At 35.9% G+C, this 15,090-nt stretch carries 13 protein-coding genes and 1 rRNA gene; all 14 read right to left on the reverse strand.

Annotated elements, in window-relative coordinates; all coding sequences use genetic code 11:
* Positions 1 to 27: 27 nt before the first annotated feature.
* Entirely contained in the window at positions 28 to 876 is an 849-nt protein-coding gene (locus tag C7P63_RS08660) for an aldo/keto reductase (RefSeq protein WP_125943761.1), read from the reverse strand.
* 55 nt (positions 877 to 931) lie between these two features.
* Positions 932 to 2,026, reverse strand: a complete 1,095-nt coding sequence (gene nadA, locus C7P63_RS08665) for a quinolinate synthase NadA (RefSeq protein ID WP_125943762.1) — start codon at positions 2,024 to 2,026, stop codon at positions 932 to 934.
* Positions 2,019 to 2,873: a carboxylating nicotinate-nucleotide diphosphorylase gene (gene nadC, locus C7P63_RS08670; protein ID WP_125943763.1), complete on the reverse strand. Its 855-nt coding sequence runs from the start codon at positions 2,871 to 2,873 to the stop codon at positions 2,019 to 2,021. Before nadC ends, nadA begins: the two co-directional genes overlap by 8 nt.
* A gap of 5 nt (positions 2,874 to 2,878) precedes the next feature.
* Positions 2,879 to 4,339 carry an L-aspartate oxidase gene (gene nadB, locus C7P63_RS08675; protein ID WP_243640826.1) on the reverse strand — a complete coding sequence of 487 codons (1,461 nt, stop codon included), beginning with the start codon at positions 4,337 to 4,339 and terminating at the stop codon, positions 2,879 to 2,881.
* 168 nt (positions 4,340 to 4,507) lie between these two features.
* Positions 4,508 to 5,440 carry a ketopantoate reductase family protein gene (locus tag C7P63_RS08680; RefSeq protein ID WP_125943764.1) on the reverse strand — a complete coding sequence of 311 codons (933 nt, stop codon included), beginning with the start codon at positions 5,438 to 5,440 and terminating at the stop codon, positions 4,508 to 4,510.
* Positions 5,441 to 5,474: 34 nt separating this feature from the next.
* The gene (locus C7P63_RS08685; RefSeq protein WP_125943765.1) at positions 5,475 to 6,524 is read right to left on the reverse strand and encodes a PTS sugar transporter subunit IIC; all 1,050 of its coding nucleotides are present in this window, start codon (positions 6,522 to 6,524) and stop codon (positions 5,475 to 5,477) included.
* A gap of 63 nt (positions 6,525 to 6,587) precedes the next feature.
* On the reverse strand, positions 6,588 to 7,859 hold the full coding sequence (locus tag C7P63_RS08690) for a dihydrolipoamide acetyltransferase family protein (protein WP_125943766.1): 1,272 nt from the start codon (positions 7,857 to 7,859) through the stop codon (positions 6,588 to 6,590).
* A 22-nt stretch (positions 7,860 to 7,881) separates the two neighbouring features.
* Positions 7,882 to 8,871, reverse strand: coding sequence for an alpha-ketoacid dehydrogenase subunit beta (locus C7P63_RS08695; protein WP_125943767.1), 990 nt, complete (start codon positions 8,869 to 8,871; stop codon positions 7,882 to 7,884).
* A 2-nt stretch (positions 8,872 to 8,873) separates the two neighbouring features.
* Positions 8,874 to 9,875: a thiamine pyrophosphate-dependent dehydrogenase E1 component subunit alpha gene (locus C7P63_RS08700; protein WP_125943768.1), complete on the reverse strand. Its 1,002-nt coding sequence runs from the start codon at positions 9,873 to 9,875 to the stop codon at positions 8,874 to 8,876.
* Positions 9,876 to 9,892: 17 nt separating this feature from the next.
* On the reverse strand, positions 9,893 to 11,305 hold the full coding sequence (lpdA, locus tag C7P63_RS08705; protein WP_125943769.1) for a dihydrolipoyl dehydrogenase: 1,413 nt from the start codon (positions 11,303 to 11,305) through the stop codon (positions 9,893 to 9,895).
* Positions 11,306 to 11,317: 12 nt separating this feature from the next.
* Positions 11,318 to 12,385 (reverse strand): butyrate kinase, encoded by a 1,068-nt coding sequence (buk, locus tag C7P63_RS08710; protein ID WP_207853022.1) that lies wholly within the window; start codon positions 12,383 to 12,385, stop codon positions 11,318 to 11,320.
* On the reverse strand, positions 12,363 to 13,238 hold the full coding sequence (locus C7P63_RS08715; protein ID WP_125943771.1) for a phosphate acyltransferase: 876 nt from the start codon (positions 13,236 to 13,238) through the stop codon (positions 12,363 to 12,365). The genes buk and C7P63_RS08715 overlap by 23 nt, the downstream gene beginning before the upstream one ends.
* Positions 13,239 to 13,441: 203 nt before the next feature.
* Entirely contained in the window at positions 13,442 to 14,797 is a 1,356-nt protein-coding gene (locus tag C7P63_RS08720; RefSeq protein ID WP_125943772.1) for an Nramp family divalent metal transporter, read from the reverse strand.
* A 166-nt stretch (positions 14,798 to 14,963) separates the two neighbouring features.
* A 5S ribosomal RNA gene (rrf, locus tag C7P63_RS08725) occupies positions 14,964 to 15,079 on the reverse strand.
* Between the last annotated feature and the right edge of the window lie 11 nt (positions 15,080 to 15,090).

The raw sequence follows: 15,090 nt of genomic DNA on the forward strand, positions 1-15,090 counted from the left end.
TTATATATGAATAACTTCTATAACTTTTTAAAAATCTCTAATATCTGGATCTTTAGCTACTCCAGCTACTCCTTGCAACCCGTCAATTATCAGCATATCTGCTGCTGATAATTCAAAATCAAATACCTCTAAATTTTCTTTGATACGACTAGTTGTCACTGATTTTGGTAACGGTAAATACCCTTTTTGTAACGACCAACGTAAAACAACTTGAGCAACACTTCGTTGATATTTAGTTGCTAATTCCTGAAGTTCCTTTATCGTAAACATTTTCCCTGTGCCAAGGGGACTATACGCTTCGGTTATAAGGTTATGTTGCTGATTGTAGTATACAACAGCTTGTTGTCGGTCACTTGGGTTTAAAAAGATTTGATTGACCACCGGACGAATTTTAACATGAGGTAAAAGAGCATCTAAATGATGTGGATAAAAATTAGATACACCAATAGACTTAATTTTTCCGGCTAAAACAGCCTCCTCCATTGCTCGCCAACTTTCTAAATTGGCTTCTTGCCAGTGATCTCTATACCCAATTGGATTAGGCCAATGAATTAAATATAAATCCAAATAGTCTAGTTGCAATTCACTTAAAGAAGTATCAATAGCTGCTTGCGCTTGTTTGTAAGAATGTTCTGTATTCCATAGCTTAGAGGTCACAAATAACTCATCTCTAGACACTCCACTAGCTATAATTCCTGCTCCAACACCGGCTTCGTTTTTATAGGCAGCTGCTGTATCAATATGTCGATACCCGCTTAAAATAGCTGTTTTAACTGCTTCTTTAGCCACTTCATTTTCTGCTTGCCAAGTGCCAAAACCAATACTTGGAATTGTTTTACCATTGCTTAACACATAGTCACTTTCAACTTGTTTCATATTCAGACCCTCCTAAATTATAGTTAATTTTTCCTACATGACTTTCTTTAATTCCTTAACGACTTAACTCTAACATTTTATCTAATGGTTTTAAGGCATCTTTTGTTATCTTGGGATCTACTGTGATTTGATTATGAATTTGTCCATTCACTAATTCTTCTAAAATCCAAGTCAAGTTAGCTAGACGAATTCGGTTCATTGTCAAACAAGGACAAGAAATCGGATTTAACGCTAAAATGTTTTTGTCTGGATGATCTTGAATAATTCGGTAAACTAAATTATTATCTGTACCAATCGCCCAAGTTGACCCTGGTTCTGCCTGTTCTATTACTTGTAAAATTTTATGAGTGGATCCAGCTTGATCAGCAGCAGCCACCACTTCTTGACAACACTCAGGATGAACTATTACTTGAATATCTGGATGTTTTTGGCGTAAATATTTGATCTGCTGCACATTAAATTGTTGATGAACCGAACAATAACCATCCCATAACACAACTTGAATGTCAGAAAGATTCCCTGTAGCTTCTAATTTTTGTGTTTTAGGATTCCACACTGCCATGTTTTCTAAAGGTATCCCTAAATTAACTGCTGTATTTCGGCCTAAATGTTGATCTGGTAAAAAGAAAATTCGTTCTTTCTGAGTAAAAGCCCATTTAACTATTTTATCTGCGTTGCCTGAAGTCACAGTCACCCCATTTTTTTGCCCAACAAAGGCTTTAACTTCAGCCGTAGAATTGATATAAGTTAACGGAATTAGCTCCTCTTTAAAATAACCTTGCAAAATATCCCAAGCTTCCGTCAATTGTTTGTGATTTGCCATATCTGCCATAAAACATCCTGCGCCTAAATCAGGTAAAATAACGATTTGTTCATCAGTTGTTAACATATCAGCTGTTTCAGCCATAAAATGAACGCCACAAAAAACAATGTATTTAACCCCTTGATGTTTAGCTGCAACTTGGGCTAATTGTAAAGAATCCCCAATCTCATCAGCAAACTGAACTACTTCATCTTTTTGGTAATGATGACTCATAATGAGTAAATCATCCCCTAAAATTTCTTTTGCTTGATGTGTTCGCTGCTCTAATTCTTCTTGAGTCATCTGTAAATATTTTTCAGGAACAGAACTAGCCGATAAATTATTCATGATTGCTCTCCTTTATGTCATTACTATTAAAACTAATATCTAATGCTTTAACAGAGTGGGTTAAAAACCCAAGTGATAAATAATTAGCCCCTGTCCCTTGGTAAGTTGAAATTGTCTCTAAAGTAATCCCTCCAGATATTTCCGTTAAGATAGAAGAAGGTACTAGTTTTTGAAATTCTTTTACTTCTCTAGGACTTCGGTTATCAAACATAATGACATCACACTCTGCTTGAATAGCTTCCAATAATTCCTCTTTTGTTTCAATTTCTACTTCGATTTTAACCATATGACCTAGTTGGCTACGGACACGCTTGACAGCAGGTAAGATCCCTCCAGCATAGGCTATATGATTGTCTTTTAACATCACGCCATCATAAAGACCAATTCGGTGATTGTACCCTCCTCCGCAAGTAACTGCGTATTTATCAAATAAACGCAAGCCTGGAGCGGTTTTTCTTGTATCACAGATTCTAATAGAAGAATCATTTAACTGGCGAACAGCTTGATTGGTTAAGGTAGCTATTCCGCTCATGCGCTGCATTAAATTTAGAATAACTCTCTCTCCTGTTAGCATACCTCTAACTGAACCAGATACTGTGGCAATGACTGTGCCTTTTTCCACATAATCTCCGTCTTGTTTAAGGGCAGTATAACTTACCTCTTCGCCTAATAACTCATAAACTAAATTGGGAATGTCCATGCCGCTTAATATTCCCGTTTCTTTTACTAAAAATTGGCCAGTCCCACGGGTATTTTGGCTAAAAACTAAATCAGTGGACAGATCTCCTTGACCTATATCTTCTAACAAAAAACTTTCCAGCGCTTTTTTAACTTGCAATGTATTCACAGTTTCTATTCTCCTTTAATAAAATGGGCTCCAATACTAATGGGCCTAGCTAAAGCAGCACGAGCTATTTCTTCTGCCACACAACATAAATCAGCTAACTCTGCTTCTTGTTTGGTTAAATCGGTAGGAATATATGTGTAATGATAACCACTTAACCAGTGTAAAAAATCTATTAAATCCGTTCGCTTTCTCTCAATTCCAATAGCTTGCCAAGCCCGATCTTGTAACAATTCTTTATTTGGTAAATGAAATTTTTCAGGTTGTTTTTTGACAAGCCTTTCATTTTTAGCAATACTGACTGACTGACTCGCTTGTAAAATATGCTCAGACACTCGTGTAGCAAAAACTAAACATTCTAAAAGAGAATTACTTGCTAATCGGTTAGCTCCATGTACTCCTGTACAAGCCACCTCACCTACTGCATAAAGATTAGGCATCGAGGTTTGTCCATAACTATCTGTTAAAATTCCGCCCATGATAAAATGAGCACCTGGACGAACAGGTATTTTGTTAGTTGTTTGGAAAGGAATCCCTTGTTTAAATAAATTAGCTGTAATTTGTGGAAATTTTTTTTCAAAATTCTCTACTTTGGAAATATCCAAGTAGATGTCATGACCTTGCTCTAATTCTTGACTTAAAATGCGACTAATAACATCTCTAGGAGCTAAATCTTGTCTAACATGTCTGTCCTTCATAATTAACCGACCTGTTTCATCTACTAAAACAGCTCCGGCTCCTCTCACAGCTTCTGATACTAATCCGTAACATTTTCCGTTTTTAGTTAATAAAGTGGGATGAAATTGAACAAATTCTAAATCTTTGACTTCAACTTGATTTCGTTTAGCTAACGCAATGCCAACTCCTGTCACAGTTAAATCATTACTACTTAAAGGAAATAACCCTCCAACTCCCCCTGTGGCTAAAATAATCTTATCCCCATTTATTTGTTGCAGTTGATTTCTTTGATCTAAATAAGTAACTCCTGTACACTGACCTAATTCATTGACTAATAAATCAATCACTTGGGCATGCTCAATCCAATCTACTTTATCTAAGCGGGATTGACTAAATTCAGTCACTACTTGCCCTGTTTGATCTCCTTTAGCATGTAAAATTCTTGGAATATCATGGGCGCCTTCTAATCCGTAAGCTAAGTGCCCTGTTTCATCTTGATCAAAGGTTAGTCCTTGACTTATTAGCTCTTTTATCACTTTAGGACCAGTTTTGACTAATAAAGCTGTATTTTTTCGGTCATTATAAAATGAGCCAGCTTCCAGAGTATTTTTTAAATGAGACTGAAAAGTATCGTCTTCTCGTAATGCCACAGCAATCCCGCCTTGTGCTAGCATAGAGTTGCTGTTTGCTTTTCCTCCTTTACAAATAACTGTCACATGGCAGGTTTCTTGTAAGAAATGAGCTACCATTGATCCGGCTAAACCACTACCCACTACAACAATTTCTTTCACCATCATCGTTCCTATCTGTCTAAATGTATCGTTAAGTAATACGTTTGTTACTATTTTAACACAAACTTTTTAAATAAAAAGTCCATTTTAAACAATCTTCTTTATTTTCTTTGTGCGTATCAGGACACAAAAAAAGTAGCGCTTTAAATAGCCGCTACTTTGATAGGTTTACTGAGCCTTTAATAAATACTCTTTATTATGAACCAACTCAGTGATAAAAGTATTAACTGGTGTATCTATACCCTTTTCTTTGCCTATTCTAGAAACATACCCATTCATATAATCAATTTCTGTTAATCGGTGATGTTGAATTAAATCTTGATGCATGGAAGGGAAATGTTTACCCGCTTGAGAAGGATCGAACGTTTTAGCTAAATCACTCATTATTTGATCAACATCCAAAGAAATCCCTTGACTCTTAGCAACAGCTTGAAATTCTCCTAAAATAGCTGTTAACATAGGATTAATTTGCGGAGTAGAACCAAGTGCTTGAATATCACAATCTAAAATAGTACAAGGTGCATTTAAACAGCCGTTAATAGCTGCTTTCCACCATATACTCTCCATAATGTCTGGACTGTAACTAGCTTTTAAACCTGCTTGGCTTAGAACATCGCATAAATTTTGAGCCTTCTTTTCACCAGAGGCGCCAATATTTTGAATTTTAATGCTGCCGTCTCCACTTAAATGGATATAACCTGGCCCTTTCATTCCAGCTGTCCACATCGTCACTCCCATAAAAATACATTCTCGATCAAAATATTTTTCCATGGTTTCAATATTGCCTAGACCATTTAACAAACACAAAACCTGTGTATCAGGTTGAATCACTTGCTTAATAGCTTGAATCATCCTTTCAAGTTGGAGTGTTTTAGTAAAGAAAATAATTAAATCCATTTTTTCATCTATTTCTTGAGGTAAGTATGCTCTCATTGGATACATTTCTGTTCCAGTATCTGTTTCTATTTTTAATCCATGTTGATTAATTGCCTTAACATTATCTTCCCATTGGTCAATTAACACCACATCTTCACCGTTTTTAGCTAGCATCGAGCCAAATCTTCCTCCCATGGCTCCAGCTCCTGCAATTGCAATTTTCATCAATGACTACCTCCTTCTTATTTCCGTTAAAAACTTAACTACCTAAATAAGCAAATATTTCTTGATCATATAAATGAAGCACATTTTGACAAATTGTATGAATGATATAGCCTCCTACAAAAGGAATAATCAAATAAGCTAAAACAGCTGTGAAGAAGGATGCTCCCTCTGTAATAGCCGAAATAGGACCAACTAATCCAACAATCCCAAACCCAGCACTACTAGGTGTCCCTAAAATATTTAAGAGCCAAACTCCAACCCCACTTACAATGGCATTTAACACAACAGGTATAGCAAGTTTTGGATACTTAACTAAATTTGGTATCATCATTTTCATAGCCCCAAGTAAAATAGCTATGGTAATACCACTTTTATTTTCTTTTAATGATCCCCAAACTAATACTGCTGTACAAGCTGTTACTCCCACTGCAGCCGCGCCTGCTCCCAAACCATCAATACCTATTGCTATCCCTATAGCAACGGTAGAAATAGGTGAAATAATTAATAAAGAAAAAGAAACACAAATTAAAATAGACATAATTAATGGTTGCAATTGAGTAAAGCTGTTGATAACTGCTCCAATAGCTACAGTAATTTTACTTATATAAGGTAAAGTAAAGACCCCTACTGACCCTAATGCCGCCCCAATAATTGGTAAGAAAATAACCGTTAATGAACCTAACTTATCCCCTACCCAATTAATTACAAAAGCTGAAAAGCCACATAGAAGCATCACATTAATTAAATCTCCAATTCCAACTAAAGCAACTTTTCCCTCAACTACTGCATAGGCACCGGAGCCTAAAAATGTAGCAGCCGAAAGAGTGGCTAACTGCATCGGTTTAAAATCAAACTGTAGTCCTACTAACAAACCAATTAAAGCCGGAACTAAAAATTGCATCACATTGACTACGTTGAAAAATGTCATAAAAACTGGCATGGATTGACCTAAAGACTTAAAGAGAGCCCCTAAAATTGCATTTGGAATAAGTCCAACAATAATCCCTGTGGCTGTCCCAGACAATACTCGGTTTAAATATACTTTAAACGTTAATTTATCTGTAACTGGCTCTGCCTCTACCATTTTATTTCCTCCTTTCTAGAAAGGTTAGAATATCTTTATCCTAACCTTTCCAAACCACTTTTTTTAATAAATACTTGTTTGTACAGAATAAGCTTCTAATTGTTCTTTTACCGCTTTCAAGAAATTGCCTGCTACCAATCCGTCTAATATTCTATGATCAATGGATAGACATAAATTCACGACATCTCGAATAGCTACTTCATTATCTCCCACAACTTTCAATTCTTTTCGGATACTTTCTACTTGTAAAATAGCCGCTTGTGGATAATTAATAACTCCCATTGATTGGACTGAACCAAATGTTCCAGTATTATTGACTGTAAAAGTGCCTCCTTGCATATCTTCCATTTTCATTTGACCTTGTTTAATGTCTCGGCTTAACCGATTCACTTCAGAAGCAATTCCTGCAATAGAGCGTTGATCTATTTGTTTAATAACTGGTACATATAAATACTCCTCTGTTGCTACAGCTATAGATAAATTCACATCTTTATATTGAATAATTTGATCTTGTTGCCAGCTACTGTTCATCACTGGATATTGACGAATAGCCCTAGCTACCGCTTGTAAGAAAAATGGGAAATAGGTCAGTTTGTGGCCATTTTCTTTTTCATAATCGGCTTTTAATTGATTTCTTAATTTAACTAATTCTGTCACGTCAGCTTCTACAACTAGCCAAGCATGTGGAATTTCAGTGGTACTTTTAACCATTCTATCAGCAATCATTCGCCGAGTAGCTGATGGTTTTTGAATTATTTTCCTGTCATCACCTGTTACTATCTCTTTAGCTGGTACAACTTCCTCAACTTTAGCCACAGATGACACAGGTCTTTCTGTTTGTGGTTGTTCTGAAATAGTAGGTGGTTTTATTCCTTCTTTTGCACCAGATTTCATAAATTTTCGTACATCTGTTTTAGTAATACGACCATTGTTTCCTGTACCTTGAATTGCTTCTACATCCAAGTTGTTTTCTTCAATCATTCTTGCCACAACAGGAGACAAGCGAGGTTTCTTCCCAGTTTTTTCTTCAGGCGTAGCAACTGGTTGTTGGCTTGTTTCTTCTACCTCATTAACAGATACTTTCCCTGTGCTACCTTCTACTTCTACTTCCATAATAGGCGTCCCAATTGGAACCATATCCCCTTCATTAATAAGCAATTTTTTTACAACTCCTGTAAAACTAGCAGGAATTTCCGTACTCACTTTATCCGACATAACTTCCGCAATTGGATCATATTTTTGAATTGACTCATTAGGAGCTGTTAACCATTTTTCTAATGAAGCCTCTGTTACACTTTCACCTAAGCCAGGCATTTTAATTATTTCAATACTCATAACAAATCCCCTCCTTTTCTCCTTAGAACTGTGCTAAATCAAGGATCGCTTGACGAACTTTTTCTTCACTAACCAAGAATTCTTTTTCTAAATTAGCCGCATAAGCCACTGTAGGCGTATTAGGCGCAGCTAAGCGAGTAATAGGTGCATCTAAATCAAACAGAGCACTTTCAGCAATCGTTGCAGCGACTTCACTCATCACATTACTTTCTAAGTTATCTTCTGTAACTAGTAATACTTTTCCTGTTTTACTTGCTGATTTAATCAGGGTTTCTTTATCTAATGGATAAAGTGAACGTAAATCTATTACTTCTGCATCGATTCCTTCAGTTTCAGCTAAGTCAGCTACCGATTTTAAAACATACTGAAGAGTTAATCCATAGGAAATAACAGTTAAGTCTTCTCCTTCACGAATAACATGAGCTTTATCAATGGGAACAAGGTACTCCTCTTCTGGAATTTCTGCTTTAATCATTCGGTAAAGTCGTTTATGTTCATAAAATAAGACAGGATCTTCTGAGCGAATTGCTGATTTTAACATCCCTTTTGCATCATAAACGGTAGAAGGTGTTACCACTCTTAAACCAGGTTGCCCTAAGAAAATTTTGTCAGTAGCTTGAGAGTGATAAAGTCCTCCTCTAACTCCTGCGCCGTAGGGAGTTCTAAAAACTACTGGCGCTGTCCAGTCGCCACCTGTTCTATAACGCATTCTGGTAGTTTCTGATAAAATTTGGTTAACTGCTGGTAAAATGTAATCCGCAAATTGAAATTCTGCAATGGCATGGTGTCCCATTAATCCTAGACCAGTAGCCAGTCCAGCAATTTCTGCTTCTGCTATCGGTGTATTAAATACACGCCTATCACCGTATTTAGCAGCTAAGCCTTTCGTTGCACCAAATACACCACCCTTATCTCCCCCAACGTCTTCACCGAATACAACGACCCCTTTATCCCGAGCCATCTCTTCATCTATTGCTTGATTAATTGCTTCTAAATAAGTAAGTTCTTTCATGATTAACGGCCTCCTTCTGTGTGAGCATAAACATGTTTGTATAATTCAGATACGTCTGGATCAGGGGACTGTTCTGCCTCATCTGTTGCTTGATTGACTTCATCTGTCACTTCTTTAAGAATGTCATCTAACTCTTTTTCAGTTAAATAGCCTTCTTCAATTAGTTGTTTTTCAAAAACAGGAATCACATCATTATCACGTAATGCTTTTAACTCATCATCTGACCGGTAAATACTTTGATCGTCATCAGAAGAGTGGGCAGTCATTCTGTCTACCATCAATTCTATTAAAACTGGTCCCTTACCACTACGAGCATAGTCAGCTGCTTCTTTAAACGCCAAATAAGTTGCAGCAAAATCACGGCCATCTATTCTATCTCCTTTAATGTGATAGGCTAACGCATGGTCTGCTAATTTTTTACCAGAAAACTCATCTTCAACAGGAGTTGAAATAGCATATTCATTATTTTCTACTACAAAAACAATTGGTAATTTTTTTATTCCTGCAAAGTTCAATGCTTCATGAAAATCTCCTTCAGCAGCAGATCCTTCTCCTGTTGTCACTAAGGTCACATAATCTTTCTCATTTAAAATAGCACTATAAGCTACTCCGGTTGCTAAAGGGTATTGAGTGGTAACTGTTGAGCCAAAGGACACAATATTATGTTCAACTGAACCATAGTGGTTAGGCATTTGACGTCCATGAGAAGAAGGATCCTCTTGTTTACCTAGAGAACCGAGTAAAATATCTTTTGTACTCATTCCCCAAATCATGCTAGCCACCATGTCGCGGTAATAGGGTAAAAACATATCTTCTTTGTGTTGGAAAGGTAAGGCCATTGCTACTTGGCCAACTTCTGAACCCTGTCCTGAAATAATAAAAGATGATTTTCCAATCCGAGTCAGTTGCCATAAACGTTCATCTAATACTCGTCCTAACTTAATCATTCGGTAAGCTTCAACAATTTCTTTTTTGCTTAGTCCTGTTGCTTTTAGTTTTTCCATTCTATATATCCTCCTTATTATTGATTAATCGACAAATTGTAAATGTCAGCAGCAGCCTCTACCATACTTTCAGACAAACTAGGATGAGGGTGAATTGCGTCCATAAATTCTTCTGGTGAACCATCCATATTCATCCCAAGAGAAGCTTCTGCAATTAACTCTGTTACATGAGGGCCAATCATCCCAATATAAAGAATATCTTCGGTTTCTTTTTCCGCTATAATTTCCACAAAGCCCTCTGTTTCCCTTTCAATCAAGGCTTTGCCATTAGCCATAAATCTACCTGTCCCTGTCAATGTGTCCTTTTTCATTTTTTTAATTTGAGCATAAGGTACCCCAATACTAGCTAGTTCAGGTTGGGTATACACACATTTAGGAATTAATTTTTCATCTAAGAGTTTAGGGTTTTTACCTAGTAAATGATCTACTGCAATTTGCCCCTCTCGCACTGCAACATGGGCTAATTGAATACCAGGAATAACATCTCCAATAGCGTAGATAGTTGGTTGACTTGTTTGATAATATTGATTGACTTGAATTCCTTTTTGATCATGTCTAATCGACATAGACTCTAAGCCAACATCTTCTACATTGGCACATCTACCAACTGAAACAAGTACTTTTTCGACTGGAAGATTTATTTTTTCTCCAGTCTCTCCTTTAGTTATCTCCACTTGATTGTTACTAACAGCTGTAACTTCTGCTGACAAATAAATGTTTATCCCTCGTTGTTCAAACTGTTTTTTCAACAATTTGGCTAATTTAGGATGCTCATTGGGTAATAACTGATTACCATATTCGATAATAGTGACCGCTACTCCAAAATTATTTAGTAAAGAGGCCATTTCTACCCCTATGACTCCACCTCCAATAATGGCAAGGGATTTTGGCAATTCAGTCAATTGTAATAACCCATCGGAACTTAAAATATTGGTTTCATCAATGACTATATTAGGTAAATTTTTAGGTCTAGAACCTGTAGCAATTACAATATTTTTAGGCACAATCATCTCATCTTTATCTCCCATATCTACTGCAATAGCTCCACCATTGGGAGAAAAAATAGAACTACCTTGAATCCGTCCAGTGCCGTTAAATACACTAATTTGATTTTTTTTCATCAAAAAAGTGACCCCACTTCTTAACTGATTAACTACTTGTTCCATTTGATTATGGACAGTCAGATAATTCAGTTGAACCTCTCCCGTACCTTCCACTCCCCAATCACTAGCGTTCTTTATTAACTGATAGTTTTCTGAACTTTTAAGTAAAGCTTTAGTTGGGATACAGCCTTTATTCAAACAAGTCCCACCTAGCTCACTTTGTTCAATTAAAGCTACTTTAAGGCCTTTTTTAGCAGCATAAATCGCTGTAGAATATCCACCAATTCCACCACCAATTACTGCTAGATCAAAGTTATTGTTACTCATTTAAAAACCTCCTTATTCGTACAACCTGATAATCCCTGAATCTTTTAATGCAGCTTGGGCATAGTCATTTAATGCTTCCATTTCAATTTCACCTGGATAAACCTCAATGTCACCTAAAAAAGAAATCAATGGTTTAATATGTTCAACTAAATAATCACTGTGAGCTAGTCCACCTGTAAGTATAATAACCTCTACCTGTCCCTTTAAGACCACAGCTTGACTACCGATTTCTTTTGCAATTTGATAAATCATTGCATCATAGCACAACTTAGCTTCTTCATCCCCAGCTGTTATTCTTTTCTCTATTTCCTGGGCATCTGATGTGCCTAAATAAGAAACAAAACCCGCTTTTCCAACGATTTCTTCCATCACTTCATTTTCTGTTAATTGATGGCTCTGGATATAATGAGCAAAAGGAAGTAAAGGCAAACTACCAGAACGACCTGGTGTAAAAGCACCTTCTCCGTCTAAACCATTAGTCACGTCAATCACTTTACCTAAATGATGGGCACCAACAGTAATTCCGCCTCCCATGTGAGCTACAATCACATTAGACTGTTCATAAACTCTTCCCTTTTGATTTAAAATCCGTCTAGCTACTGCTTTTTGATTTAATGCATGAAAAGTACTTCTTCTTTCTATTTCCTTTTTTCCAGAAAAACGTGCTACTTGAGTTAATTCATCTGTGACAGAAGGATCTGCAATAAAGGCTGGAATATCATAATTTTTAGCTAATTCATATGCCATTAGTCCACCTAAATTAGAAGCATGCTTACCATATTTACCAGATGATAAATCATGAACCATGGCATCATTGATTTGATAAACTCCTCCTTCAATTGGTTTTAATAGTCCTCCAATAGCTGCTACTGCATCCAATTCTTTAGCATCTACATCATTTTTTTCTAAAAAACCTGTTAAAATTTTTAACCGAAAATCAATTTGACTAACTAACGTATGGATATCATTTAATATAGTTGCTGAATGTGTCACATTTTCTGATGCTATTTTCTCATTATTTCTGAAGACTGCTAGTTTCGTTGTAGTTGATCCAGGGTTAATCACTAAGACTTGCGCCATGAAAACCACCTCCATACTCTAAAGCTAGCTGAATAGAACTTACTTTGTTTGCCACAGAATCTCCTCTAGAAGATAAAACAATAGGCACTCTTGCTCCAACAACAATCCCTCCCATTTGAACATGAGAAAATAAAGCCAAAGATTTATATAAAACATTTCCCACATCAATTGAAGGAACTACTAAAATATCTGCATCACCGGCAATCGGTCCTTTAAATCGTTTATCATGAACACTTGCTTTAGATAAGGCTAAGTCTAGAGATAATGGGCCGTAAACAATTCCTTCTCCGACTTCTTCTGGATGAGCTTGATAATACTCTGTTAAAGATTTGGCAGAGACAGAAGAAGGCATTTTAGGATTGTAATTTTCTGCAGAACTAATTAAGGCTACTTTCGGCTGAGCTATCCCAATTTTTGTTCCGACAAGTAAAGCATTTTGAATAATTTTTTGCATATCCTTGATATCTGGCGTAATATTAATAGCGGCATCTGTTAATAAAAAAGTTTGACCTGTATCTTTTACAGAAATTCGAGATACATGACTTAAAAAACCATGCTCTACTAATTGATAGTCTTTTTTTAGTACTTCTTTTAATAGCTGATGAGTTTGAACAATGCCTTTAATAATCCCATCAACTTCTCCTTTAGCAACCATTTCAATCGCTACTCTTAACACTTCATCCGTGCTGTCTACTTGGTGATACACCATATTTTCTAATTGACATGTTTCATCCAAATCCGTTTGATCCACTACTTCAAAACATATTGCTTCTTCTTTAAAATGATCTATCAATTCAAAAATATGGGGATCATTTCCACCAGGTATAACAAATTTCAACTCTTTTTTCTTCAATATATTCACCTACTTTCACAAATTTATTTAAAAGCGCTTACATTAACAAGTAATATATCCTCTATTACTAGCATAGACCTAATTTCAACATTTGTGAAATAGATTTTTTCTATAGGTCTATAGAAAAAATCTATAAAGAATATAAAATACCTCTCTAACTACTAGAAAAACCAGTGTTAGAGAGGTATTTAGACCCTTTATCTTTAACTCAATGTTTCAATAATTAACTGAATATTTAATCCTGTCAAAGCAATTGCACAAAACCAACCTAGTCCTGTAACCCATTTTGGATTCACAAACTGATCTCCCATTAATTTTTTTGAACTAGTAAAATAAACAAGAGGAATCATTGAAATAGGTAATGCGATACTTAAAAACACCTGGGAATAAATCAATAAATTATCCAATGCTGCTTCATTCCCACCATAATAAATAGTGCAAATTAATACTGGAATAACTGATAACCCTCGCGTAATCACCCGTCTAGCCCAAGTTGGAATTTTCATGTGAATAAAGCCTTCCATCACAATTTGACCAGTTAATGTCCCAGTAATGGTTGAATTTTGACCAGAAGCTAATAGCGCTACTGCAAACAGCACACTTAAAATAGGACTAGCTACTGAACCTGCTAAATTAGGATCTTTCAAGGCATCATATAAAGAAGTAAACGTACCTAAATTTTCTCCTTGGCCGAAAAATAAAGCACTACCTAAAACTAGTAACAAACAATTTATAATAAAAGCACCAGTCAATTGAATATTGGAATCCCATGTAGAAAATTTAACAGCCTTAGCAATTTCTTCTTTATCTTTTCGGTTGTATTTTCTAGTTTGTGAAATAGATGAGTGCAAGTAAAGATTGTGAGGCATGACCGTTGCCCCAACAATCCCTAACCCCATCGTTAATTCACCGTGACTTAGTAATTGCTTTTGAGGTAAAAAACCTGACATCAGATGAGACATATTGGGCTGAGCCAATATCACTTCATAGACAAAAACTATTAAGATAACAAAAATTAACCCCATAACAATTGCTTCTATTTTTCTAAAACCTAATTTCATTAATAATAATAGCAACAACACATCAAAAATAGTCAAAATTACGCCAACTAGTAATGGTAAACCAAATAACAAATTTAACGCAATAGCTCCTCCAATTACTTCGGCAATATCTGTTGCCATAATAGCTAACTCTGTGACAATCCAAAGCATGATTCCTACCCGTTTACTAGTATATTTTCTAGTCGCTTGAGCTAAGTCCATTTCTGTAACAATCCCCAATTTAGCAGCCATGTATTGAAGTAACATCGCAATTAAACTAGATAATAAGACAACTGATAGTAATAAATAACCGTATCTTGCCCCACCACCAATGGAGGTTACCCAGTTACCTGGATCCATATATCCTACAGCTACCAGTGCTCCTGGACCTGAAAAAGCTAATAAATTTTTCCAAAAACTGTTACTTTCAGGAATGCTTACAGTATTATTAATTTCTTCTAAACTAGGTCCATTGGCAGAATCTAAAAAAGAATGTGACTCATTTTTTAATTTCTTCAAGTCTATCAAGACCTTCCATCATGATTTTACCTATATCTAAATTTTTTTTTAGGTATTCCTATACTTTGTTATACCACTTATTAATTTTCATTGCAAAAATCACGACTTGCCTATATTAATCATTTTAAACACAAAAAAAGACCAACAATTAATTGTTGGTCTTTTCGCGTGGCAACGTCCTACTCTCACAGGGGGAAACCCCCAACTACCATCGGCGCTAAGAAGCTTAACTTCTGTGTTCGGCATGGGAACAGGTGTATCCTTCTTGCTATCGCCACCACACTATGTTGTTG

The sequence above is a fragment of the Vagococcus humatus genome, assembly GCF_003950325.1.
In the GTDB taxonomy this organism is placed as follows: Bacteria; Bacillota; Bacilli; order Lactobacillales; family Vagococcaceae; genus Vagococcus_C; species Vagococcus_C humatus.